Raw genomic sequence first — 24,066 nt, forward strand, 5'->3', positions numbered from 1 at the left:
TTGACGGGCGACCCCGGAATCCCCTCATGAGAGGGATGGCCAAACGTCCTGCGTCTCCTCGCGCCGCTTCCTCCCGTGACTCTGGCGCCCCCTCCCCCGCGCGCCGGAAGACCCTGTCTGCCGCCAATCTTTCGGCCCTGGGCGCGGACGTTCTCGCCGAACTGCTGATGCAGGCCACCGTCGGCGACGCCAATCTGAAACGGGTGCTCAAGCTGGAGCTGGCCGCCGCCGTCGGGGTCCCCGATCTGGCGCTGGAGATCGACAAGCGGCTGACGGCTCTGGAGGCCTCGAACACGCGCGTCTCCTGGCGCAAGCGTCCCGAACTGGTCGCCGACCTCCTAGCGCACCGGCGCATGATCGTCGATCGTCTGGCGCCGATGGACGGCCGGCTGGCGCTGGATCGGCTGGTAAGCTGGTTCGACCTCTATCCGGGTCTGGCGACGCGGGTGAAGGATCCGAAGGGCGAGCTCTCGGCCCTGTTCTTCGACGCCGCCCCCGACCTGGCGACCGTCGCCTCCACTGTCGGGGCCGAGGCCCTGCCCATCCTGGCCGAGGCGGTCGAGACCCGGCTGTCCGACTGGGGCGGCTGGATCGGCCGCGCGGCGCCGGCGATGAGCGAGCCGCTCGCCTCGGGGCTGCTGAAGGCCCTCACCGTCGGCCGCGCCCGACCGACCGGTCGCCGCGCCCTCGTGGTGCGCAAGCTCGCGGACCGGGCCGGCGACGTCGAGGCCTGGGCGGCCGCCTTTTCCGACGAGGACCGGCTCAAGCCCGACGTCGGCGCCGAGATCGCCCGGCGGTTGGCCGAAGCGGGACGGCCGGTCGAGGCTCGCGCTGCGCTGGACGCCTCCAGACCCCGCGCGCCCGCGCCATCCCGTCTCGGGTTGCGCATCAAGACGCCCGCCGACCCCGAGCCCTCGCCGCTCTGGGAAGCCGCAGAGATCGCCGTGCTGGACGCCGAGGGACGCCCAGACGACGCCCAGACCGCCCGCTGGACCGCTTTCGAACGCACCCTGTCAGAAGCGCCGCTGCGCGCCCACATCGCCCGGCTGGCCGACTTCGACGACGTCGAGGCCATCGACCGCGCCCTGGCCTTCGCCGCCGGCTGGTTTGACGCCACCACCGGCCTGCGCTTCCTGATCAACTGGCCGGCCCTGCGCGAGGCCGCGGCCATGGTCCTGGCCCGCGCCGACGAGCTCCACGCCACAGCCGAGGACACGGCGCTCTGGGCCGGGCGGCTGGAGGGGCGCTGGCCCAATGCGGCCCTGGCCCTGATCCGCTCGCGCGCCCGGGCGCTGGCCCGTCAGGGGCTGAGCCGGTCTGAAGAGGTGCGCGCCCTGTCGGCCGACGCCGCCCATCTGGCAGAACTGCCCGGCGGTCTCGACACCCTGCCCAGCCACGCCGACTTCATCGACGAGCTGGAGATCCTGTCCCCGGCCCCGCGCGGCCGCCTCTGGCGCTAAAGCAAGCGAAAGGTCGCCCCGGTCGAGGTCTCCGCTCCTCGGCCGATCGCGGCGACGGCCTCGACCATCCGCCCCTGCCGGTCGAGGGCCGCGTCGGCCAGAGCCACCAGCCGCCGGTTGGGCGTCGCGAAGGGCGCGGCTGACCTCAGCGCATCGGCCAGCGCGACCTCCTCGCCGCCCCCCCGGATCGCACAGGCGACCGCATAGGCCACCGCCGGCGACCGGCTCACCCCGGCCCAGCACTGGACCAGCAGCGGCGCCGTCCCGGACCATGACCGCGCGAAGTCCAGCAGGGCGGCGACGTCCGCCTCCGTCACCGGCTGCAGATCACCTTGCGGTTCGACGATGTCGTGAAAGGTCAGCTGCAGCCGCTCTACCCCGTCAGGGACATCGGCGAGCTCCGCCCCCGGCGAGGCCAGGCCGATTAGATGCGACGGCCGCCAGATCCGGATCGCCTCCCCAACCTCATGCAGGGGCGCGACGATGATCACGCGACGAGGCCCGCGAAGACCACCAGAAACCCGACCTCGAACGCCTGCTCCGTCGCCCCCAGCGTATCCCCGACCCAGCCGCCGATCAGCCGTCTGGCCAGCACGGCGACGGCGGCCGCGACGACCGCAGCGCCCGCCAGAGCGCCCGCCGTCGCGACCGGCGCCAGCAGGGCGACCGGGGCCATCGCCAGCGTCACGAACAGCCATCCCACGACGACCTCGGCCGTCGTCACCCCGTCAGTCACCGGCTTGACCTTGGCCACGGTCCGGTCGCCGGCATAGGGCAGCGCCCGCATCGCCAGCACCGCCGCTCCCCGCCCGCCCGCATGGGCCGCGACCAGCGCCAGAACCCCCGCAACGACCGGTGTTTGACCAAGCGCCGCCACCTTCAAGGCCACCCCCAGCCCGAGCGCCAGCACCCCGAAGGTCCCGACCCGGCTGTCCTTCATGATCTCGAGGCGGCGCTCCGGCGTCTGACCGCCGCCCAGCCCGTCGGCCGTGTCGGCCAGACCGTCCTCGTGAAAGGCGCCGGTGATCAGGATCCCCGCCGCCGTCGCCAGCAGAGCCGGCAGCATGCCGCCCCACACTTCCGACGCCGCCATCAGCACCGCCCCGGACGCCAGCCCCACCAGAGCCCCGACCAGTGAAAAATAGCGCGCCGAACGCGCCGTCCAGTCGGGGCGGAACGCCTTCAGCGCGGGTACGGGGATCCGGGTCAGGAATTGCACCGCGGCCAGGAACAGGGCCAGTTGCCGCGGCATCTCAGATCCGTCCGGCCAGAACGTCGTCCAGGCTGGCGACCTCCGACATCAGGGCCGCCGCCGCGCGCAGCAGGGGCAGGGCCAGCAGGCCGCCGGTTCCCTCCCCCAGCCTCAGGCCCAGATCCAGCAGGGGCTCGGCGCCCAGCGCCTTCAGCATCCGGTCATGCCCGGCCTCGGCCGAGCGGTGGGCGAACAGACAGGCGTCGCGCACCTCGGGCCGCATCCGGATGGCGACAAGCGCGGCGGCCGTGCAGATGAAGCCGTCCACCACCACCGGCGTGTTCCGCTCCGCCGCTCCGTGGACCGCCCCCGCCATCATGGCGATCTCCAGCCCGCCGAACTGGCGCAGGACCTCGAGCGGCTCCGTCGCGTCGGATCGTTCGGCGGCGCGCGTCAGCACCGCCAGCTTGTGCGCCAGCCCCGCCGCGTCATGTCCGGCTCCAACGCCGACGCAGTCCGCCAGCGGCAGTAGCGCCAGCCGATGCATCACCAGGGCCGCCGAGGCGCTGTTGCCGATCCCCATCTCGCCCAGGACGACGACCTCGGCCCCACGTTCGATCGCGGCGGCAGCCTGTTCGGCGCCACTACTCAGGGCGCGTTCGACCTCATCCTGTGTCATCGCCGGCTCGCGGGCGGCGTTGCGCGTCCTTTTGCGGACCTTGGCCTCGACAAGGGCCGGGTGGGCGGCGAGGTCCGCGTCCACGCCCGCATCGACGATCACGACCTCGGCCCCGACGGCGCGGGCGAAGGCGTTGGCGGTGGCCTTGCCGGCCAGCAGGGTGGAGACCATCGCCTGGGTCACTGCCGAGGGATAACGGGACACCCCGTCCTCGGTCAGGCCGTGATCTCCGGCGAAGACCAGCAGGGTCGCGCGATCCGCACGCGGCGTCGCGGTCTGCTGGATCAGCGCCAGCCGGACGGCCAGATCCTCGATCCGCCCCAGCGAACCGGGCGGCCGGGCCTGGGCGTCCAGATGCGCCCGCAAACTCGCCTCGGCAGTCACAGCCTGAAGTCCTTCAGCCCGGCAAGCTTCGCCAGGGCGGCGACGTCGAGATGGGTTTCCAAGGCCTCGGCGATCTCGTCCAGAGCCGCATCGACCGCGACCCGATGGTCGATAGCCCGCGACGCCACACCCAACTCGGCAAGCAGGGCGGCGCGCGCCTCGCCGCTATCGAACAGACGGTGGACGTAGCAACCCGAGACACGGCCGTCGGCCGAGACGGCGCCCTCGCCCTTGCCGTCCTCGCGAACAAGCATGGGACGGGTCAGCCCTTCGCCGGTCGTGCGGCCGATATGCATCTCGAACCCCTCATAGGCGCCCTCGCCGACGACGGTCCGGCCACGGCAGGGCTCCAGCACCTTGTCGCCGCCCAGGACGGTGTCGATGTCCAGCAGGCCCAGCCCCTCGGCCGATCCCGCCTCCCCCTCGGTCCCGTCCGGATCAGCGACCGTGCGGCCCAGCATCTGGAAGCCGCCGCAGACACCCATAACCCGTCCGCCGCGGCGAACGTGCGCCCGGATATCGATGTCCCAGCCCTGCGCCCGCATGAAGGCCAGATCCGACAGGGTCGCCTTGGACCCCGGCACGATGATCAGGTCCGCGTCGCCCGGCAGCGGCGCCCCCGGCGCGACATAGACCAGATCGACCGACGGCTCGGCCTGCAGCGGATCGAAGTCATCAAAATTGGCGATGTGGCGCAGAATTGGAACGGCGATCTTCACCCGGCGGTTCGCCCCATCCGAGGCTTCGCCCAGCACCACCGCGTCCTCCGCCGGCAAACGCCGCGCCGCCGCCAGCCAGGGCACCAGCCCCATGTCGGGCCAGCCCGTGCGTTTGACGATCTCGTGGCGACCGCAGTCGAACAGCTTCGGATCGCCCCGGAACTTGTTGATGATGAACCCCTTGATGGCGTCCTCTTCATCCAGCACGACCTTGGCCCCGACCAGGGCGGCGATGACGTGGCCCCGATCGATGTCGCCGACCAGAACCACCGGCACTTCGGCGGCCAGAGCGAAGCCCATATTGGCGATGTCGCCCTCGCGCAGATTGATCTCCGCCGGACTGCCCGCCCCCTCGACCAGAACCAGATCGGCCTCGGCCTCCAGCGTCCAGAAGCTGTCGAGGACGATCTGCAGAAGGTCGGCCTTGTGTTCCTGATAGGCCGCCGCCTGATAGCTGGCCTTGACCTGACCACGCACCACCAGCTGGGCGCCGACGTCGCTCTGGGGCTTGAGCAGGACCGGGTTCATGTGAACCGTCAGGGGCGTCCGACAGGCGATGGCCTGCAAGGCCTGGGCGCGCCCGATCTCGCCGCGACGGCCGCTCTCGTCCGGCTCGGTGACGGCGGCGTTGTTGCTCATGTTCTGCGGCTTGAACGGGCGCACCCGATAGCCCCGATTGGTGAACAGCCGGCACAGGCCCGCAACCAGCACCGACTTGCCCACGTCGGAGCCGCAGCCCTGGATCATCAACGCCGCCATTCACGACCTCCTCGAAACGACAGCGTTGCGAACGCAGCCCAGAGAAGCCCGGTTGCGCGAACATAGATATTCAAGGCTTGTTTCAGGTCTGCTACGGTCGGCGCCGGGCCGTCGCCGAAGACGGGCCGGTCGGTCATGACGCCGTCATAGGCCACGGGCCCGCCGAGCCTCACCCCCAAAGCCCCGGCCATGGCGGCCTCAGGCCAGCCGGCATTGGGCGAGGCGTGGCGGCGTGCGTCGCGCAGCATGGTCTTCCAACCGCCTCCACCTGCCATCGCGATCAGGACGCCGGCGAACCGGGCGGGGGCCAGGTTCATCAGGTCGTCGGTGCGCGCGGCGGCCCAGCCGAAATCCTTCCAGCGCGGTTCCCTGTGCCCGATCAGACTGTCCGCCGTATTGACCGCCTTGTAGGCGTAGAGGCCCGGCAAACCCGCGAGCGCCAGCCAGAAGGCCGGAGCCACGACCCCATCGTTGAAGCTTTCGGCCAGACTCTCGATGGCCGCCGTCGCGACGCCTGACGCATCCAGCCCGGCCGTGTCGCGCCCGACGATCATCCCGACGGCGGCTCGGGCGGCGGGCAGGTCGTCCGCCTCCAGCGCCTTTGCGACGGCCGAGACGTGGTCGCACAGGCTGCGCTGGGCGAGGCCGAGGGTCGCGGCCAGCACCGACGCCGGTCCCGGCAGGCGCGAGGCCGCCAGACCCGCCAGAGCCGCGACGCCCGCCGTCGCCGCCACGGTCGCGATCCCCGACAGACGACTCGCCCGCGGCGAGCGATCGCTCCGGTTCAGCCGCCGCTCGCCCTCGCTGATCAGGGCGCCGAGACCGACCACCGGATGCGGCAGGCGGCGATGCAGACGGTCCGGATAACCGACCACCGCCTCGACGGCGAGCGCGGCGAGGGTCAGGGTGGCGTGGGCGAGGGGAGCACGCACCCTAGGCACGCCGGATGACATCGATCAGCGGGCCGCCGGGGCCCTCGGTCACGGTCGCTTCGACGCCATAGGCGCGCTTGAGCACCTCAGGCGTCAGGGCGGTGGCGGGCGGTTCGTCTGCCATGACCCCGCCCTCGGCCAGGACGATGATCCGGTCCGCCATACGCAGGGCCATCGACAGGTCGTGCAAGGTCACGACCACCCCTACGCCGCTGTCGGCCAGACGGCGGAACAGGGCGGCGGCGTCCAGCTGGTGCGCCGGGTCGAGGCCGGTCAAAGGCTCGTCGGCCAGCAGCCATTCCGGCTCTCCGGCCAGACCCCGGGCGATCAGCACCCGCGCCCGCTCACCGCCCGAAAGGGTGTCAACGATCCGGTGCTCGAACGCCTCGACATTGGCCGCCGCCATGGCCCGGTTGACGGCGGCGCGGTCGGCCTCCGTCTGACCCCGGGCGCCGATGAAGGGCGTGCGGCCCAGCTCGACCAGGGTCCGCGCCTCGACCGACCAGGCGATCTCGGGCGTCTGGGGCAGGAAGGCCAGGCGCCGGGCGCGGTCGCGCGGCTTCATCTCCGACAGGACCGCGTCGTCCAGCATGACCGACCCCGTAGACGGCGCCCTCAGACCGGCGAGGCAGGACAAGAGAGTCGACTTGCCGGCGCCGTTGGGGCCCACCACGGCCGTGACCGCACCGACGTCTATCGTTAGCGACACTTCCGACAGAATCGTCTTGCCGCCGATGGCGACACCCAGCCGGGAACAGGACAGCAGGCTCATGCGATCGTCCTCCGCAGACGCAGCAGCAGCATCAGGAAGAAAGGCGCGCCGAGGGCGGCCATGGCCACGCCCAGCTTGACCTCCCCCGCCGCCGGAGTCAGCCGCACCAGGACGTCGCCGGCCAGGACGATCACCGCCCCGCCGAGGATGCTGGGGACCAGCAGCGCGCCCGGCCGCGCCCCCACCAGCGGCCTGAGCAGGTGCGGCGTCACCAGTCCGACGAAGCCGATCACCCCCGTCACCGCGACACTGGCCCCGGCCGCCAGACCGACGCCCAGGGCGATGCTCCAGCGCGTGACGGGCATGGACACCCCCAGCGACCGCGCGCCGGTCTCGCCCAGGGTCAGGGCGTCCAGCGCCCGTCCGGTGGTCAGCAGCAGGCCGCAGCCCGCCAGGATGAAGGGCGTCGCCATCTTCACCTCCTCGAAGCTGCGGTCGGCCAGCGACCCCATCAACCAGTCGACGATCTCGTTCACCGCCCAGGGATTGGGCGCCAGCGACAGGGCCAGGGACACCCCGGCGCTCGACAGGATGTTCAGGATCGCCCCCGCCAGCACGAAGGTCACAAGGCTGGAGGCCGAGCCCGACAGCAGCATCAGGATCGCCACACCGATCAGCGCCCCGCTGATCGCCGCCACCGGCAGGGCCCAGGGCGCCACGGCGGTCAGGCCGTAATAGAGGGTCAGGACCGCGCCCAGCGCCGCCATGGCCGAGACGCCCAGCACGCCCGGATCGGCCAGCGGATTGCGCGTATAGCCTTGCAGCACCGCGCCCGAGAGACCCAGCGCCGCGCCCACGGCGATGCCCAGCAGGGTGCGCGGCAGACGCAGTTCGAACACGATCGCCCAGCGCGGATCGATGTCTGGCTGCGTCCACGCGCTGAACGGCACCCAGACCTTGCCGGAGATCAGGCTGAGGCCTGACAGCAGCACCAGCAGGGCAATCAGCCCGGCATAGAGAAGAGGTCGGCTGATCGGCTTCATGCCCGGTCTTTCAATGCATTTTCTCGCGCCCGCGACAGGGCGGCGGCCGTCTGGATCAGGACCGGGCCGCCGCAGAACAGCAGCCGCTCGGGGAAGGTCTCGCGCTGCATATGACCCGCCACATGGCTCAACGCCGGATGGGTCATGACCCGCACGGCCCGGCTCGGAGCCCCGGGATAGGGCTCACCCGACATCAGCAGGTCCGGCGGATCGGCGATGACCTGCTCCAGCGGCACATTCATGGAGCGGGTCAGGCCGTATTTCGGCGCGGCGTTGTCCAGCCCCATGCGCCGCATCATCTCGTCCATCAGTGTACCCGGTCCCGAGGCGAAGCCGCCGGGCATGAAGACCAGGGTCGACAGCCGGGGCGTCCCCGGCTTTGGCGCGGCGGCCGCCAGCGCCGCCTCGATCCGGGCCACCAGCGCCTCGCCGCGTTCGGGACGGCCGACCAGCCGCGCCACCTCCCGCACCTGCTCCAGGCTTTCCGCGACCGTCTCGGGCACGCCGAACAGGGCCGTCGGAATCTTCAGGCGGTCCAGCGCATTGCGGGTCGCCAGCGAGGAGTGCCGCCCCGTCATCACCAGATCCGGCGACAAGGCCAGGACCTCCTCCGCAGTCTCATAGGTGAACGGCAGGGTCCGGGCGAGCGGCGCGAAGGTCGAGCCGTAGCTGTCCCTCGCATAGTGGCTCAGGGCCGCGATCTGCTCGCGGTCGGCGACATGGATCAGGATCACGTCCAGGCAGGGGTTCAGCGACACGATCCGCTGCGGCCGCCCCGCCTTCACCACCGGCCCCGACGGTCCGGGCGCGACGCCGCAGCCGGCCAGCATCGCCAGCGCGCCCGCCGCCATCCCCCCCGCCACCAGAACCGTCCGCCGGTCGATCGTCATCAGAAGTCGATCCCCCGCTGGGCCTTCACGCCCTGTTCGAACGGATGCTTCACCAGGGTCATCTCGGTGACCAGATCGGCGACGGCCAGCAACTCGGGCTTTGCATTGCGGCCGGTGACGCAGACATGTTTCCCCTCCGGTCGCGCGACCAGTCCGGCGACCACCGCATGGATGTCCAGATAGTCGTATCGCAGGGCGATATTCAGCTCGTCCAGCAGCACCAGATCCAGCGTCGGATCGGCGATCATCTCCAGCGAGGTCGCCCAGGCCGCCTCGGCCGCCGCGATGTCGCGCGCCCGGTCCTGGGTGTCCCAGGTAAAGCCTTCGCCCATGACCTCGTAACGGACCTGATCGGGAAATTTGCGAAAGAACTGGCGCTCGCCGGTTATCCATTTGCCCTTGATATACTGGACGATGCCGACCCTCTGGCCCCAGCCCAGGGCGCGGGCGACCATGCCGAAGCCGGCCGTCGACTTGCCCTTGCCGTCACCGGTGTTGACGATCAGCAGGCCGCGCTCCTCGGTCTTGGTGCGCATCAGCTCACGCCGCTCGGCCTGCAGGGCCTTCATCGCCTCCGCATGTTCGGCTTCGGTTTGATCGGTCATCGCGACGCCTCCAGAGCGGCCTGAAGCCGCCGCCAATTCTTTCTTCCCGGCAGACCGAAACGGATCAGGGTCGGGTCGTGCGGGAAGGTCCGCACCAGAACCCCCTGCTCTCCCAGTCGCCACGCCCTGCCCTTCGCATCCCCGTATCGCGCCAGCCGGAACAGAGGCGTTCCGCCGACAATCGTGAAGCTTGTCGCGGTCAACAAGCCGTCCAATCGTTCCATATCCCAAACGAGGGACGCGCGCGTCTTCAACGCCCACGCCGTATCGGCATAGGCGGCGCATCCCATGGCAATGGCGTCGCCGCTCACCGGCCAGTCGCCGGTCCGCGCCCGTACGCGCCGCGCCAGTTCGGGACTGCCCACCACAAAGCCCAGCCGCAATCCCGGCAGGCAGTAGAATTTGCCGAACGAGCGCAGCACCACCGTCCGCTCGTTCAGATGCGGAATGGCGCTCATCGTCGGCTCTGTGTCGACGAAGGATTCGTCGATTACCAGCCAGCGCCGGCCGGCCGCTGCGACCAGCTCAACGCCCGGCGTCATCGCCCCGTCCGGATTGTTCGGATTGACCACCACAAGGGCGTCGGTCGGCTGCTGGAACAGCGTCGAGCGCTCGATCTCCGTCGTCGTCACCCGCGCCTGTCGCCAGGCGTCGGCATGGCTGCCGTAGGTCGGCCCGGCGATCGCGACCCGGGCCACGTCGAGCAGGCCGGGCAGAAGCCGCAAGCCCGCCTCCGCCCCCGGCACGGCCGCGACCTGATCGGGCTCGCAGCCGAAGGCCAGGGCCGCCGCCGCTTCCAGCGCCGCCGTCTCCGCCGGATCGGGCAGGACCGTCAGGGCGGTGGTCGGGGCGCGCACGCCCCGCCATCCATCCGGATTGATCCCGGTCGAGACATCGAGCCAGGGCTCCGGCGCGGACGGATGTTCCGCCCGCGCCGCCGCCAGTCGCCCGCCATGAAAGAGGGCGGCCAAACCCCTAGAACCGGGCCCGCACGCCGACGAAGGTCCCGCGCCCGGCGGAGCCATAGTCGGTGGTCGTCTGGTACTGCTCGTCCCCGACGTTCTCGACGCGGCCATAGATCTCGACCGTGTCGTTGATCGGATACGACGCGCGCAGATCGACCAAGGTGTAGGGTTCCAGACGCACCGAATTGGACGCGTTGTTGAAGCTCTCGCCCGCATACTGGACCGCCACCGTCGTCGTCAGGCGGAACGGCCAGACATAGGTCGCCGACAGATTGGCGGTCTCTTCCGGACGGCGCGCCAGATGCTTGCCGAGGTTGGCGCCGGCCGTCTCGTTGGTGGCGTCGGTGAAGGTGTAGTTGGCCTGCACCTCGACCGGCCCGACCCAGGCCGCGGCGGCCAGTTCGACCCCGTTGGCCTGGGTCTTGGCCGTGTTGCTGTAGTAGCCGAAGCGGCGGACGTTGTTGACGAAGCACAGAGGCGCCGCCGCCTGGGTCACCGTGCTGGAGCAGGAGACGTAGTCGATCTGGTTGGTCGTATCGCGGCTGAAGTACGTCGCAGACACCATCAACTTCTTGTCGAGGAAATGCTGCTCGACGCCGGCGTCCCAGCCGTCCGCCTCTTCCGGCTGCAGCGTCGTGTTCCCGTACTCGCTGTACAGTTGATACAGGCTCGGCGCCTTGAAGCCCTGACCGAAGCTGGCGCGCAGCACCGTGCCGCCGTCGTTCAGCGACCAGGCCACCGCCGCCTGACCCAGGGTCTTGCCGCCGAAGGTGTCGTGCTCGTCGCGACGCACGCCGCCGGTCAGGGTCAGGCCGTCGACGACCTCGCCCTGGACCTGCAGATAATAGCCGTCGAGACCGACCGAATTGGCCGTCGGCGTCGGACTGGGCGTGAACTCCGACGGGGAAGCCGTGCGGAACTCACTGTCCTCATGCTCGGCGCCGAAGGTGGCGACCCAGCCCTGAACGATGTCGAACACGCCCTGGTATTCGAACCGCCTGTTTTCGCCGCGCGCGTCGAAGGTCAGGTTGGTCACGGCCTGGGCGGGATTGAAGTTCTGGCGGTCGGTCTGGGTGTAGGCATAGGCCACCCGGTTCTTCAGCCGGTCTTCGAACAGGTCGAAATTGAGCCCGGCATAGGCGACCAAATCCTTGGTCGTGCCGTATTCGCGCGTGTCGCCGAAAGAGTAGGTCGGCGCCGGGAAGCCGTCGATGTCGGTGCGGCCGCTGGACCAGACCGAGCGCAGGTCGATCGAGACGTCCTCGGTCAGCTTGATATTCACCCGACCGCTCAGGCCGGTGTTCTCATAGCCGTCCTTCTCTGTCCCCCGAGCGAAGGTCGAGAAGCCGTCGGTCTGGTAGTGCGAGGCCGCCAGACGCCAGTTGATGCGCTCGCCGACGCCGGCGAGGCCGCCCCGCAGATACGACGTGCCGCGCGACCCGACCTCGGCGTCCAGCGCAGCCTGGAACGGACGGGTCGGTTCGGCCGTGATCAGATTGACCACCCCGCCGATGGCCTGCGAGCCCCACAGGGTCGACTGGGCGCCGCGCAGGATTTCGATCCGGGCGATGTCGCCGGTCAGCAGGTTGCCGGGATTGTAGCCGCTGCCGGTCGACGACGGGTCGTTCAGCTTCACCCCGTCGATGACATAGACGGTCTGGTCGGCCTCGGCGCCACGGATGCGCAGCGCGGTCGTGGTCCCGATGCCGCCGTTGCGCGACAGGCTGACGCCGGGCGTGCGGACCAGCAGGTCGACGACCTCGACCGTCTGGCTGGCCTCGATCTGCTGCGTGGTCAGGACGGTCACCGACTGGCCGACGCGGTCGGCCGCCTGGGCCGACCGGTTGGCGGTGACGATGACGTCGCTCAGCAGGGTCGAATCGTCGGTCGTCGGCGACGTGGTTTGCGCGGCGGCGGCGCCGGCGGTCAGAAGCAGCGCGGCCGTGGCGGCGCCCCGGTACAGTTCAGGTCTCATAGCGGGTCCAATCCCTTGCTCGACAACGAGCCGGCCGAACGAGGCCGTGATCGGATGCGGACGCGCCCGGTCACGACCGCGCGCGCACGCGGCCCAACAGACGTCGTCATTCGGGTAGATCCCGTTCCGCTCGGCACACCACGTCCGCGCGAAGGACGACCACGACGGGCAGGTCTCCTGGCTCACGGGTCAATGCCGGTGCGCACCGCCTTCCCAGGCCGTCCGGCTTTCGCCTTCGGGGTCCAGTGGCTAATGGTGCGCGGGCTCGCCGCTTACAGTTGCGTGGGCAGTCCGGGATTTGCACCCGAGTTCCCTTTTCATCCCCGTTTCCGGGGAACCTGTCGCGGGGCCGACTTAGGCCAAAGCGTAGCGGCAGGCAATGGAGTGTCTTGATGCCGACCACGCTCGTTCTCGGCGGCGCCCGCTCCGGCAAGACGGCCCATGCCCAGAGCCGGACGGAATCGATCGCCGCCCCCATGCATCGGCGGCTTCTGATGATCGCCACCGCCCAGGCCTTCGACGCCGAGATGACCGACCGCATCGCCCGGCATCAGGCCGACCGTGACGAGCGCTGGAGCACGGCGGAGGCGCCGCTGGACCTGCCCGTAGCCCTCGCCGCCCTGACGCCCGACGATGTCTGCGTCGTCGACTGCCTGACCCTGTGGCTCAGCAACCTGATGCTGGCCGAGGCGAATATCGAGGTTGCGTTCGACGCCCTGGTCGCGGCGGTCGTCGCCTGCCCCGCCGATCTGCTGCTGGTCTCCAACGAGGTGGGCTGGGGCATCGTGCCCGACAACGCCCTCGCCCGCGCCTTCCGCGACCACGCCGGACGGCTGCACCAGCGACTGGCCAAGGTCGCCGAGGAGACGGTGCTGATCGTCGCCGGCCTGCCGCTGAGACTGAATTAGAGGAATTTATTCCTGCGTCGATCTTGCGTCCGACGATTGGCCTCCCATGTCGCGGCGACGGTCTTTGAAATGTTCATGTCTGCGCAGCGCCCGGAGACACGGGATTTCGCATAATCTGGCGGTGTCGGAGCAGTCGAAATTTCCAAACCCTCTGATTTCATTCGAAGTCGTTGGCGGTGTTTGGCGGTGTGGCGGTGTTTTTCTGACCGCCAAAGCCCTCAGGCGCAGGCGTCGCGGACCAGGGTAATGAAGGCCAGCGACCCGTCGTCCTTCGAAAGCCCCTGCGGCTCGCGATAGAGGAACAGCTTGCCGTCCGCAGTGCCGCAGATGACCGTCTTGCCGTTTCGCTCCCGCGCCCGGTCGAAATGGATTTCGGTCGCGCCCGTCGCCTTCACCGCGACCTCGGCCCGTCTGGCGAAGCCCGGCTTCTGATGGCTGTAGGTCCAGTAGGCCAGGGCCGCCAGGACGATGGCCCCCATCCACCGGATGCGGTTGGCGCCCGGATCGTTCGACAGCGACCGCGGCGCGCGCGGCCCCGACCGGTCCGCCATTCGACGCGGCCGGATCAAGACGGCGTCTCCCCGACGGCATAGCGGGCGACGACCCCGTCCGGCTGCCACGCGTGGTTCGCCAGACTGTCCAGCGAGTACGCCACCAGCCGGTCGAACAGGTCGCGGTCCCCCGCCGTGATCGCCTGCTTCAAATAGTCGGTGACCACCGCCCGCACGGGATAGGTCCCCACCGGCCCCGGGATGCTCAGCGCCAGCCGGATGTCGTTGTCCAGCCAGTGGACCACGGTGTCGAAGAAGTCGTCGGACTCGAGGAAGTCGGTCCGCTCAATGACGTAGAGGGTGATCTCACCGTCCTGCAGGCCGTCGGGCCGGACGATCACCCCGCTACGGTCGGGCCGCCAGTCGTCGGACAGCTCCACCACCCGCCAGACGCAGAACCAGGTCCGGCAGGTCTGGGGCCGGATCGCATGCACGCCACATCCCGCCCCGTCGATGCAGTAGGCGCACAGTTCACCGGTCGGCTTGGCCAGCTCGGGCAGGTCGAGCGGAATGTAGCGGCAGCACTCCACGCAGCCGCCGCAAGTTCGGTCCGGAAGGAGCGGCAAGCCGGTCATGATGAGGTCTTCGACATGGCCCGGACCTACCTCACCCGTCCGAGAAACCGAAGGGGGTGCTGGTCCGGCGGATGTCGTCGGGCAGGATCTGGCGACCGATGGGCGGCGCTGACCGGGCGGTGCACTCCATCCTCTGGCACAGCCGGCAGGTGACCCCGATCGGCGTCGGGTCGGGTTCGGGCGCCCCGTGGGTGTAGATCAGCCGGTGGGCGTGCTCGGCCGCGCACCCCAACGCAATCGCCCGCTCGACCCTCTGGGCCCCGAAGGCGCCGCCCCCCGCCGTCACCGTCCGGGCGATGGAAAAGAAGCGCTGGCCATCCGGCAGCTCCAGCCACTGGGTGACGATCTCGCGCGGCGTCCTGAAGGCCAGATGCACCGACCACAGAGGACAGCCCCCGCCATGCCGCGCGAACGAGAAGCCGGCCCCGTCCAGCCGCTTGGAGACATTGCCCGCCGGATCGACCCGGATGAAGAAGAAGGGCACCCGCTCCTGCCCCGGCTTCTGCAGCGTCGTCAGCCGGTGGGCCGTCTGCTCGAAGCTGGTCCCGAACTGCCGGGCCAAGGCCTCGACGTCATAGCGCCGGGTCTCCGCCGCCCGGGCAAAGGCCGTGTAAGGCATGACCATGGCCGCCGCGGCATAGGAGGCCAGGGCCCGCTTGGTCAGCCGCTCCCCACCCTCGGTCGCGAACACCCCGCCCGCTGCGACGGCTTCGATGTCGGCCCTCAGGTCCAGCCAGGCGATCTGCAGGGCCAGCTGGAACGACCGGCTCGCGGCGTCCAGGGTGTCGTCCACCAACACCTCGCGCCGGTGCAGGTCATAGCGCCGGATCGACCCGACCATGACGTCGGGCGGCATGCGGCGTGTCCGCAGGCCGTGGGTCTCGCTCAGATAGCCCTCGAGCCCGCCCGCCTCCGCGACCGCCGCCGCCAGTCGCTCGGCGGCCTCGTCCAGCACCGGAAAGCTGTTGCGCCGCGCCGCCAGGAACCGCCGCGACTCGGCCACCGGATCGGCGCTGTCGGCCCCGTCGGGATCGACCGCCTCCACGCTCCGGTCCGCCAAGGCCAGATGCTCTTCTTGATAGGCGGTGTAGAGCCTCAACAGGGCCTCGGTGACGCCTGGGAAGTTGGTGACCAGGTCGGCGTTCTCAAGCGGCGGCAGGTCGATGTCGGCGAACATCGGGTCCTTTAGCGCCGACTGCAGCCGCGCCGCGATGTCGGTCGACGCGTCCCCGGCAAGGGTCGCCATGTCCAGCTTGTAGGTCTGGGCCAGCCTGAGCAGCATCTCGGCGCTGAGCGGCCGGTGATTACGCTCCAGCAGGGCCACATAGGAGGCCGAGACCTCCAGATCGGAGGCCATGTCCGCCTGGGTCAGGCCGAGGTCGCGTCTCAGCCGCCTGAGGCTGGGCCCGACATAGAGGCGGCGTTGAGCGGGCATGGCAAACGGCCTGAAATCAGCACTGGTCGATACATTACATCATTACAGCAAAACCTTGTAAAGTTTGACAGCTACACCGCAAAGCCCCTGCCCTAGCCTGAACCTCACGCTTACGGATGCCCTCAACGTCATCTCCGTGCGTCGAGGAACACTCCATGTCCTATCAGGATCAAATCACCCAGGTCGCTTCGCTGATCGAGGCCAAGGCCGCCCCCTGGTCGGGCATCTCGGCCGAGGCCGTCGCCCGGATGCGGCTGCAGAACCAGTTCCGCACCGGCCTCGACATCGCCCGCTACACCGCCGCCATCATGCGCAAGGACATGGCGGCCTATGACGCCGACCCGTCCAAGTACACCCAGTCCCTGGGCTGCTGGCACGGCTTCATCGGCCAGCAGAAGATGATCTCCATCAAGAAGCATTTCGGCACGACCGACCGGAAGTACCTGTACCTGTCCGGCTGGATGATCGCCGCCCTGCGCTCGGAGTTCGGCCCCCTGCCCGACCAGTCGATGCATGAGAAGACCTCGGTCCCGGCCCTGATCGAGGAGCTGTACACCTTCCTGCGTCAGGCCGACGCCCGCGAGCTGGGCATGCTGTTCCGCGATCTGGACGCCGCCCGCGAGGCCGGCGACGCCGCCGCGGAGCGTAAGGCGCTGGACGCCATCGAAGGCCACCAGACCCACGTCGTGCCGATCATCGCCGACATCGACGCCGGCTTCGGCAATGCCGAGGCGACCTATCTGCTGGCGAAGAAGATGATCGAGGCGGGCGCCTGCGCCCTGCAGATCGAGAACCAGGTCTCTGACGAGAAGCAGTGCGGTCACCAGGACGGCAAGGTCACGGTCCCGCACGAGGACTTCCTGGCCAAGGTCCGCGCCTGCCGCTACGCCTTCCTGGAGCTGGGCGTCGAGGACGGCGTCATCGTGACCCGCACCGACAGCCTCGGCGCCGGCCTGACCAAGCAGATCGCCGTCTCCAACGAACCCGGCGACCTGGGCGACCAGTACAACAGCTTCCTGGACTGCGAGGAGATCGCGCCCTCGGACCTGAAGAACGGCGACGTCATCCTGAACCGCGACGGCAAGCTGCTGCGGCCCAAACGCCTGCCCTCCAACCTGTTCCAGTTCCGCGCCGGCACGGGCGAGGACCGCTGCGTCCTAGACAGCATCACCAGCCTCCAGAACGGCGCCGACCTGCTGTGGATCGAGACCGAGAAGCCCCACGTGGAACAGATCGCCGGCATGATGGACCGCGTTCGCGAGGTCATCCCCAACGCCAAGCTGGTCTACAACAACTCGCCCTCGTTCAACTGGACGCTCAACTTCCGCCAGCAGGTCTTCGACACCATGCAGGCCGAGGGCAAGGACGTCTCGGGCTATGACCGCGCCAAGCTGATGAGCGCGGCCTATGACGAGACCCCGCTGGCGGCCGAGGCCGACGAACGCATCCGCACCTTCCAGGCCGACGGCGCCAAGCGGGCGGGCATCTTCCACCACCTGATCACCCTGCCGACTTATCACACGGCCGCCCTGTCCACGGACAACCTGGCCAAGGAATACTTCGGTGACGCCGGAATGCTGGGCTATGTCGCGGGCGTCCAGCGCAAGGAGATCCGCCAGGGCATCGCCTGCGTGAAGCACCAGAACATGTCCGGCTCGGACATCGGCGACGACCACAAGGAATACTTCGCCGGCGAGGCCGCCCTGAAGGCCGGTGGCGTCCACAACACGATGAACCAGTTCGGCGAAGCCGCCTGATCCACCGACTGGCCTAAAACGACAGCCGGCCCGGAGCATGCGCTCCGGGCCGGCTTTTCGTTCAGCGATGTGTGCGGCTCAGCCGACGTGCCGCTCGTCCCAGTAGCGGACCGCATCAGCGTCCCGGGCGCTGAGCTCGGGATAGGCGGCGTCCGACCCGACGTCCGGCACGCGCCGCCAGGAACGGGCGCATTTCGGATAGTCGGCCAGCCTGACCTCCGCCGTCACCGCCTCGCCGCCGACCACCAGTTCGGCGCCAGAGGTGCGGAACACCTCAGCGGCGTCCAGACCTTCGAAGGGCGCGAAGGCTCCAGCCGGGCCGGTGACCACCGGCCAGGCGTCCAGCGCCCCGCCGATGACCTTGTCGCGACGCGCGGCCTCGAGCTGTTCGTTGACCGTTTCCAGAACTGTCTGGACCTTGGCCCAGCGCGCCGCTTCCGCCTCGTTCTTCCAGCTGTCCGGCGTCTCGGGGATGACCCGGGCGCAGTTGGTCTGGGAGTTCGGGAAGCGCGTCTGCCAGGCCTCTTCCATGGTGAAGGGCGTCAGCGGGGCCAGCCAAGCGGTCAGGCGGGCGAAGACCTCGTCCATCACCGTGCGAGCCGCACGGCGACGGATGGCGTCGGGCCGGTCGCAGTACAGGCTGTCCTTGCGGACGTCGAAATACAGCGCCGACAGGTCGTTGGAGCAAAACTCCAGCACCGGCCGCACCACATCCTGGAAGCGGTATTCGCCATAGGCCTTGCGGACCTGGCCATCCAGCTCGTGCAGACGATGCAGGATGAACTTCTCCAGCGGCGGCATCTGGTCCAGCGGCAGGCGCTCGGCCTCGTCGAAGTCGGCCAGGGCGCCCAGCAGATAGCGGACTGTGTTGCGCAGCTTGCGATAGGCGTCGACCGTGGTCTGCAGGATCTGCTTGCCGATCCGCTGGTCGTCCGAATAGTCCACCAAAGCGACCCAGAGGCGCAGAATGTCGGCGCCTGACTCCTTGATGATGGTCAGGGGATCGGTAGTGTTGCCCTTGGACTTGGACATCTTCTCCCCCTTCTCGTCGAGGGTGAAGCCGTGGGTCAGGACCGCCTCGAAGGGCGCCCGGCCGCGCGTGCCCGAGCCTTCCAGCAGCGACGACTGGAACCAGCCGCGGTGCTGGTCCGAGCCTTCCAGATAGAGGTCGGCCGGCCAGTGCGACGGACGGTCGCCCGTATAGCCGCTCTCGGCCGTTCGCGGGTCGATGGTGAAGGCGTGGGTCGAACCGGAATCGAACCAGACGTCGAGGATGTCCTCGACCTTCTCGAACCGGGCCGGGTCGTGGGCGCCGAGGAAGTCGCTGTCGGGCGCGGTGAACCAGACGTCGGCGCCGCCGTCGGCGACGGCCTTGACGATGCGGGCGTCGACTTCCGGATCATGCAGCGGCTGGCCAGTCTGCTTGTCGATGAACATGGCCAGAGGCGTGCCCCAGGCGCGCTGGCGGCTGACCAGCCAATCGGGACGGCCCTCGACCATCGAACGGATGCGGTTCTTGCCGCCCGCCGGGTGGAAGGCGGTGGCGTCGATCGACTTCAGCGCCGTCTCACGCAGGGTGTCGCCGGACTTCAGCGGCTCATCCATGCGGATGAACCACTGCGGCGTGTTGCGGAAGATGACCGGCGCCTTGGAGCGCCAGGAGTGCGGATAGGAGTGCTCCAGCCGGCCGCGGGCCAGCAGGGTCCCGGCCTCGATCAGCTTCTCCATCACCGCGCCGTTGGCGGGACCGAATTTGCCGGTCTTCTTGCCCTCGGTCTCAAGCACCTTCAGCCCCGCGAACAGGTGCACGCCCGGATAGTAGGCGCCGTCGGGATCGACCGTGTCCGGCACCTCGTGATGACCGTGGGCCTTCCAGACCTCGAAGTCGTCAGCGCCGTGGCCGGGCGCGGTGTGGACGAAGCCCGTACCGGCGTCGTCGGTGACGTGGTCGCCGCTGAGCAGGGGCACGGAGAAGCCATAGCCCGGATCGAGCGCCGCCAGCGGGTGGGCGCATTCCAGACCCGAGGGATTGAGGTCGTCGACGCGGGTCCAGGAGGCGATCTTCGCGGCCTTGAACACGTCCTCGGCCAGCTTGTCGGCGACGATCAGGCGATCGCCCGGTTTGGCCCAGGGCTCGAACTCCAGCCCGGTCTCCATGGCCGTGACCTCGTACAGGCCATAGGCGATCTCGGGACCGTAGCTGATCGCGCGGTTGGCCGGGATGGTCCAGGGGGTGGTCGTCCAGATGACGATCGCGGGCGTGGCGTTGCGGAAGCTCAGCAGGTCGTCGGAATGATCATCGGAGGCCGCGATGACCGGGAACTTGACCCAGATCGTCGGGGAGACGTGGTCGTGATACTCGATCTCGGCGTCGGCCAGGGCGGTGCGCTCGACCGGCGACCACATCACCGGCTTGGAGCCGCGATAGAGCTGGCCCGAGTTCTTGAACTTGTGGAACTCCGCGACGATGGCCGCCTCGGAGGTGAAGTCCATGGTGGCGTAGCGGTTGGCGAAGTCGCCAGTGATGCCGAGGCGCTTGAACTGTTCTTTCTGCAGGTCGATGTATTTGCCGGCATAGGCGCGGCAGGCGCGGCGGAACTCCTCCTTGGAGACCTCGTCCTTGCGGCGACCCTTGGAGCGGAACTCCTCCTCGATCTTCCATTCGATCGGCAGGCCGTGGCAGTCCCAGCCGGGGACATAGTCGACGTCATAGCCCAGCAGGAAGCGCGACCGGACCACGAAGTCCTTCAGCGTCTTGTTCAGGGCGTGACCGATGTGGATGTCGCCGTTCGCATAGGGCGGGCCGTCGTGCAGGACGTACAGCGGAGCCTTCTGCTTCTGACGCTCGGCGCGCAGGGTTCCGTAGAGGTCGCCCCACTGTTCAAGGATCACCGGCTCCTTCTGCGGCAGGCCGCCCCGCATGGGGAACGGCGTCTCCGGCAGGAAGACGGTTTCGCGGTAGTCGCGGGCGGATTCGGCGGGGGTATCGGACATTCGGCGTCTCGGATCAGGCAAGGGGACGTAGGCGAAAAGCTTCAAACCCGGCGTAAGCGTGGGGGAACCCCATCGGCGCTACGCCGGGCGGCTAATCCGGGCCAAAATGATCAGGCGGACGTCCATGCCGGGCGGTGTAACAGGTGACAGCGCAGGGGAAAAGCGTAGCGTGCGGTTCAAGAGCGCCGTGGGTGGCGCCGTCGTCGCTTCGGAGGATCTCATGCGCGCTCTTCTCCTGCTTCCCGCCGCCGCCATGGCCCTGCTGGCCGGCTGCTCCGAACCGGAGAATAAGCCAGAGGCGCCCGCCGCTCCCGCCTCGGCCAGCATGACGCCCGGCCGCCCCGCCATCTACCAGGCCGCCGGTGAAGGCCCCGAGCCCTTCGTGCGCGCCATCTACGCCGTCTATGTCGCGGGCGGACCGAAGGAGCCGCCGCCCGCCGCCGGTCAGGACCCGATCTATTCGCGCATGCTGAACGCCACCCTCGGCGCCGACGTCCGGGTGGCCAAGGGCGAGGTCCCGACCGTCAACTACGACATCCTGTGCGGCTGTCAGGACCAGGGCGCCTTCACCCTCGACAGCCTCGCCGTCACAAAGACGGGGGCGAACGACGCCACCGCCGCCGTGGCCTTCACCAACGCCGGCCAGACCACGCACCAGACGCTGAAACTGGTCCGCGAAGGCATTAACTGGAAGGTCGACGACGTCGTCGACGCCGACGGCAAGTCCGTGAAAGACGCGACGATCAAGGTGATCGAGGCGGCGGGGGGCTGAGGCTCAGCGCTTCAAGATCGCCTTCGCCGCCTCGGCGTCCGCGTCGATCTGGACCTTGAGGGCGTCAAGGCTGTCGAAGTTGAGCTCGCCGCGCAGGAAGGCAACCAGCTTGGTCTCGACGGTCTGGCCGTAGAGGTCCTCGGCGAAATCGAACAGCCAGACCTCCAGCAAGGGAGTCTCGATTTCGAACATCGGGCGGACGCCGAGGTTGGCGACGCCGTCGATGACGCGGCCATCCGGCAGTCGGGTGCGGGTCGCATAGACCCCGTAGGCCGGGCGCATATAGTCGCCGAGCGCGACATTGGCCGTGGGCACGCCGATGGTCCGGCCGCGCTTGTCGCCGTGGATGACCTCGCCCTCGATGGCGAAGGGGCGGCCCAGAATGGCGGCGGCGCGGGCCATGTCGCCGGCCTTGAGCGCCTCGCGCACTGCGCTGGACGACAGCTTCAGCCCGTGCGGATCGTCGATGCGCTGGGTCGTGGAGACGGTGAAGCCCAGGGTCTCGCCATAGGTCCGCAGCGCCTCGGGAGAGCCCGAGCGGCCGCGCCCGAAGGTGAAATCGAAGCCGACCGCCGCATGGCGGATGCCCAGGCCGTCGGCCAGCACCCGGCGCGCGAACTCGACGTCGGTCATGGCCGCCATCTCTGCGTCGAACGGCAGCAGATAGAGACGGTCGACGCCCAGGGGCTCCAGCGCCCGCGCCATCTGGCCGGGGCTCATCAGACGGAAGGGCGCGGCCTCGGGCTGGAACCAGCGGCGCGGATGGGGATCGAAACTGACGACGGCCAAGGGGGCGCCGATGGCGTCAGCGGCCTGGCGCGCCGCGGCGATCACCGCCTGATGGCCGCGATGCACGCCGTCAAAGGCGCCGACAGCGACGGCCGCGCCCTTCGCCGTTTCCGGCAGGTCGCGCCAGCCGCGGAAAACCTCGATGGTCATCAGCCCTTGGCGGGACGACGCCGGCGCGGGACCCGGACGGTGGCCTCCCCGTCCATGATCGGCTCGTCGCCGACATAGCCTTCGCAGCGCAGGGTGACGCGGGCCGAGACCTCGTCCACGGCCGAGACGGTGATGCGGGCGATGACCACATCGCCGATGCGCACCGGCTTGTGGAAGGCCAAGGTCTGGGTCAGGTAGATGGCGCCCGCGCCCGGAAGGATGGTGCCGACCACCGCCGAACCGAAAGACGCCGACAGCAGACCGTGCGCGATCCGCCCGCGATAGGCGGTCTTCGACGCAAAGGCCTCGTCCATATGCACGGGATTGAAGTCGTCCGAAGCCTCGGCGAATTGCGCGATACGGGCTTCGGTGACCTCGACAGCCTTCTCGGCCATCATCCCCACGCGGAGTTCGTCGAGGATATAGCCCCCCGACGGATGCTTCTGAACCAGTTCAACCATCGGACGGTGTTAGCGCCGGTGCGCCGATTTGGCGAGGCCGAACCTACCAGATCAGGTCGAGGGCGGCATAACGGGCGTAGGTGGTCTCGGCCTTGAGCAGGTCGGCGGCCTTGGCCGGGTCCAGCTTGCCGTCATCGCCCCGCGCCGCATCGCCGTGGATGCCCTGCGCGATGAACAGGCAGTCGAGGCCCTGCTGGTTGGCGCCCATGACGTCGGTGACGACGCCGTCGCCGATGCACAGGACGCGCGAACGATCGACCGGACGGCCCAGGAGCTGCTCCGCCTCGGTCAGGGCCAGGGCGTAGATCGGACCATAGGGCTTGCCCGCCATGGTCACCCGGCCGCCCATGGATTCGTAGAGATCGGCCAGAGACCCGCCGCAGTAGATGATGCGGTCGCCGCGCTGCACGACCCGGTCCGGGTTGGCGCAGATCATCTCCAGATCGCGGGCGGCGGCCGGGGCGAAGCGCTCGCGATAGTCCTCGGGAGTCTCGACCTCGTCATCGGTCGGGCCGGTGACGGAGACGAAGGCGGCGTCCTCGGCGCTTGCGGCCAGCTCCAGCCCAAGGCCTTCATAGAGGGGGGCGTCGCGGTCGGGGCCGATGATCCAGGCCGGGCCGGGCGCGCGCTTGCCGAGTTCGAACCGGGTGGCGTCGCCCGAGGTGACGATGGCCTTCCAGCTCTCGCGCGGAACGTTCAGCTGGTCCAGCTGGACCACAACGCCCGGCGTCGGGCGTGGCGAGTTGGAGATCAGCACCACCGTCCCGCCCTCGCGGTTGAACCGGGCCAAGGCCTCGCAGGCCTCGGGCCAGCTCTCGCGGCCGTTGTGGATCACCCCCCAGATGTCGCACAGCAGGACGTCATAGTCGGCGGCGACGGCGCCGAGGCCGGAGAGAGCGTGGGGCTGGGTCATGCCGGGCTTCTAGCCCGCTCGGCCCCTCGGGTGAAGGCGCGAAGCCTATCGTCCGGCGATCAGATCGACACGGATGGTTTCACCGGTCACGGCCTTGGCGGTCCAGTGGCTGCCGATGCCGCCTGGGACGATCGGGGTGCAGAAGGATCCCGGCAGGGGCACGGGCCGACGCTGGCTGAAACAGACCTGGCCGTCGCGCACCCGCCAGGTCCCGCTGCTGAGGCCGCCACGCCGGCCCCGCCCTTCGAACCGCCCGCCGCGCTGCAGCCACATCCGCGCGGTGCGCCCGTCCGGATAGGTGGACAGAAGGGTGTTGCCGAAGGCGGGCTCCAGATCGGCCTCGGTCGGCGTCGGATGCGCCTGAAGCAAAAGCATCAGGCTGAACGCGGTCGTCAAAAGCATACTGTCTTCCCTCTCCCGGGCTGACAGTCGCTCCGAATGCGGAT

At 69.3% G+C, this 24,066-nt stretch carries 23 protein-coding genes and 1 riboswitch; of the genes, 4 read left to right on the forward strand and 19 right to left on the reverse strand.

Annotated elements, in window-relative coordinates; all coding sequences use genetic code 11:
- Nucleotides 1-35 precede the first annotated feature (35 nt).
- Complete coding sequence (locus tag IFJ75_RS11735) at nt 36-1,460, forward strand: DUF6880 family protein (RefSeq protein ID WP_207868373.1); 1,425 nt, start codon at nt 36-38, stop codon at nt 1,458-1,460.
- Here the strand turns inward: IFJ75_RS11735 and IFJ75_RS11740 are convergent.
- Genes IFJ75_RS11740 through IFJ75_RS11790 form a run of 11 tightly spaced genes read right to left on the reverse strand, consistent with a single transcriptional unit; the run spans nt 1,457 to nt 12,315 of the window.
- Complete coding sequence (locus IFJ75_RS11740; protein ID WP_207868374.1) at nt 1,457-1,951, reverse strand: tyrosine phosphatase family protein; 495 nt, start codon at nt 1,949-1,951, stop codon at nt 1,457-1,459. The genes IFJ75_RS11735 and IFJ75_RS11740 overlap by 4 nt on opposite strands.
- Nucleotides 1,948-2,712 carry an adenosylcobinamide-GDP ribazoletransferase gene (cobS, locus tag IFJ75_RS11745; protein WP_207868375.1) on the reverse strand — a complete coding sequence of 255 codons (765 nt, stop codon included), beginning with the start codon at nt 2,710-2,712 and terminating at the stop codon, nt 1,948-1,950. Before cobS ends, IFJ75_RS11740 begins: the two co-directional genes overlap by 4 nt.
- 1 nt (nt 2,713) lies before the next feature.
- Nucleotides 2,714-3,715, reverse strand: a complete 1,002-nt coding sequence (gene cobT / locus IFJ75_RS11750; RefSeq protein WP_207868376.1) for a nicotinate-nucleotide--dimethylbenzimidazole phosphoribosyltransferase — start codon at nt 3,713-3,715, stop codon at nt 2,714-2,716.
- Complete coding sequence (locus IFJ75_RS11755) at nt 3,712-5,193, reverse strand: cobyric acid synthase (RefSeq protein WP_207868377.1); 1,482 nt, start codon at nt 5,191-5,193, stop codon at nt 3,712-3,714. The genes cobT and IFJ75_RS11755 overlap by 4 nt, the downstream gene beginning before the upstream one ends.
- On the reverse strand, nt 5,181-6,125 hold the full coding sequence (gene cbiB, locus IFJ75_RS11760; protein WP_225896797.1) for an adenosylcobinamide-phosphate synthase CbiB: 945 nt from the start codon (nt 6,123-6,125) through the stop codon (nt 5,181-5,183). The genes IFJ75_RS11755 and cbiB overlap by 13 nt, the downstream gene beginning before the upstream one ends.
- Before the next feature lies 1 nt (nt 6,126).
- A complete protein-coding gene (locus IFJ75_RS11765; RefSeq protein ID WP_207868379.1) occupies nt 6,127-6,897 on the reverse strand; it encodes an ABC transporter ATP-binding protein in 771 nt (256 codons plus the stop codon).
- Entirely contained in the window at nt 6,894-7,880 is a 987-nt protein-coding gene (locus tag IFJ75_RS11770; RefSeq protein ID WP_207868380.1) for a FecCD family ABC transporter permease, read from the reverse strand. The genes IFJ75_RS11765 and IFJ75_RS11770 overlap by 4 nt, the downstream gene beginning before the upstream one ends.
- Nucleotides 7,877-8,770 (reverse strand): ABC transporter substrate-binding protein, encoded by an 894-nt coding sequence (locus tag IFJ75_RS11775; protein WP_225896798.1) that lies wholly within the window; start codon nt 8,768-8,770, stop codon nt 7,877-7,879. Before IFJ75_RS11775 ends, IFJ75_RS11770 begins: the two co-directional genes overlap by 4 nt.
- Nucleotides 8,770-9,375 carry a cob(I)yrinic acid a,c-diamide adenosyltransferase gene (gene cobO / locus IFJ75_RS11780; RefSeq protein ID WP_207868381.1) on the reverse strand — a complete coding sequence of 202 codons (606 nt, stop codon included), beginning with the start codon at nt 9,373-9,375 and terminating at the stop codon, nt 8,770-8,772. Before cobO ends, IFJ75_RS11775 begins: the two co-directional genes overlap by 1 nt.
- On the reverse strand, nt 9,372-10,346 hold the full coding sequence (locus IFJ75_RS11785) for a threonine-phosphate decarboxylase (RefSeq protein ID WP_225896799.1): 975 nt from the start codon (nt 10,344-10,346) through the stop codon (nt 9,372-9,374). The genes cobO and IFJ75_RS11785 overlap by 4 nt, the downstream gene beginning before the upstream one ends.
- 4 nt (nt 10,347-10,350) lie before the next feature.
- Complete coding sequence (locus tag IFJ75_RS11790; protein ID WP_207868383.1) at nt 10,351-12,315, reverse strand: TonB-dependent receptor plug domain-containing protein; 1,965 nt, start codon at nt 12,313-12,315, stop codon at nt 10,351-10,353.
- Nucleotides 12,316-12,465: 150 nt separating this feature from the next.
- Nucleotides 12,466-12,672: riboswitch (cobalamin riboswitch) on the reverse strand.
- 35 nt (nt 12,673-12,707) lie between these two features.
- Between IFJ75_RS11790 and cobU the strand changes: the two genes are divergently transcribed.
- On the forward strand, nt 12,708-13,223 hold the full coding sequence (gene cobU / locus IFJ75_RS11795; protein WP_207868384.1) for a bifunctional adenosylcobinamide kinase/adenosylcobinamide-phosphate guanylyltransferase: 516 nt from the start codon (nt 12,708-12,710) through the stop codon (nt 13,221-13,223).
- A 218-nt stretch (nt 13,224-13,441) separates the two neighbouring features.
- On the opposite strand, the gene IFJ75_RS11800 is transcribed toward cobU, so the two are convergent.
- Genes IFJ75_RS11800 through IFJ75_RS11810 form a run of 3 tightly spaced genes read right to left on the reverse strand, consistent with a single transcriptional unit; the run spans nt 13,442 to nt 15,784 of the window.
- Nucleotides 13,442-13,774 carry a hypothetical protein gene (locus IFJ75_RS11800; protein WP_207868385.1) on the reverse strand — a complete coding sequence of 111 codons (333 nt, stop codon included), beginning with the start codon at nt 13,772-13,774 and terminating at the stop codon, nt 13,442-13,444.
- A gap of 14 nt (nt 13,775-13,788) precedes the next feature.
- On the reverse strand, nt 13,789-14,349 hold the full coding sequence (locus IFJ75_RS11805; RefSeq protein WP_207868386.1) for a hypothetical protein: 561 nt from the start codon (nt 14,347-14,349) through the stop codon (nt 13,789-13,791).
- 31 nt (nt 14,350-14,380) lie between these two features.
- Nucleotides 14,381-15,784, reverse strand: coding sequence for a helix-turn-helix domain-containing protein (locus IFJ75_RS11810; RefSeq protein ID WP_207868387.1), 1,404 nt, complete (start codon nt 15,782-15,784; stop codon nt 14,381-14,383).
- A gap of 155 nt (nt 15,785-15,939) precedes the next feature.
- Here IFJ75_RS11810 and IFJ75_RS11815 point away from each other — a divergent pair, with 155 nt between their 5' ends.
- Nucleotides 15,940-17,541, forward strand: a complete 1,602-nt coding sequence (locus tag IFJ75_RS11815; protein ID WP_207868388.1) for an isocitrate lyase — start codon at nt 15,940-15,942, stop codon at nt 17,539-17,541.
- A gap of 78 nt (nt 17,542-17,619) precedes the next feature.
- Here IFJ75_RS11815 and ileS read toward each other — a convergent pair whose 3' ends face one another.
- Nucleotides 17,620-20,535, reverse strand: a complete 2,916-nt coding sequence (gene ileS, locus IFJ75_RS11820) for an isoleucine--tRNA ligase (protein WP_207868389.1) — start codon at nt 20,533-20,535, stop codon at nt 17,620-17,622.
- Between the two features lie 220 nt (nt 20,536-20,755).
- Here ileS and IFJ75_RS11825 point away from each other — a divergent pair, with 220 nt between their 5' ends.
- Nucleotides 20,756-21,307, forward strand: a complete 552-nt coding sequence (locus IFJ75_RS11825; RefSeq protein ID WP_207868390.1) for a DUF3828 domain-containing protein — start codon at nt 20,756-20,758, stop codon at nt 21,305-21,307.
- A 3-nt stretch (nt 21,308-21,310) separates the two neighbouring features.
- Here the strand turns inward: IFJ75_RS11825 and IFJ75_RS11830 are convergent, their stop codons facing one another.
- The 4 genes from IFJ75_RS11830 to IFJ75_RS11845 are packed head-to-tail and all read right to left on the reverse strand — an operon-like array spanning nt 21,311 to nt 24,022.
- Nucleotides 21,311-22,246, reverse strand: coding sequence for a bifunctional riboflavin kinase/FAD synthetase (locus IFJ75_RS11830; protein ID WP_207868391.1), 936 nt, complete (start codon nt 22,244-22,246; stop codon nt 21,311-21,313).
- Nucleotides 22,246-22,707, reverse strand: a complete 462-nt coding sequence (locus IFJ75_RS11835; RefSeq protein WP_404822024.1) for a MaoC family dehydratase — start codon at nt 22,705-22,707, stop codon at nt 22,246-22,248. The genes IFJ75_RS11830 and IFJ75_RS11835 overlap by 1 nt, the downstream gene beginning before the upstream one ends.
- Before the next feature lie 43 nt (nt 22,708-22,750).
- Nucleotides 22,751-23,620, reverse strand: coding sequence for a TIGR01459 family HAD-type hydrolase (locus tag IFJ75_RS11840; protein ID WP_207868392.1), 870 nt, complete (start codon nt 23,618-23,620; stop codon nt 22,751-22,753).
- 45 nt (nt 23,621-23,665) lie between these two features.
- Nucleotides 23,666-24,022, reverse strand: a complete 357-nt coding sequence (locus IFJ75_RS11845; protein WP_207868393.1) for a hypothetical protein — start codon at nt 24,020-24,022, stop codon at nt 23,666-23,668.
- Nucleotides 24,023-24,066 lie beyond the last annotated feature (44 nt).

It is taken from the genome of Brevundimonas goettingensis (assembly GCF_017487405.1).
Classification (GTDB): domain Bacteria; phylum Pseudomonadota; class Alphaproteobacteria; order Caulobacterales; family Caulobacteraceae; genus Brevundimonas; species Brevundimonas goettingensis.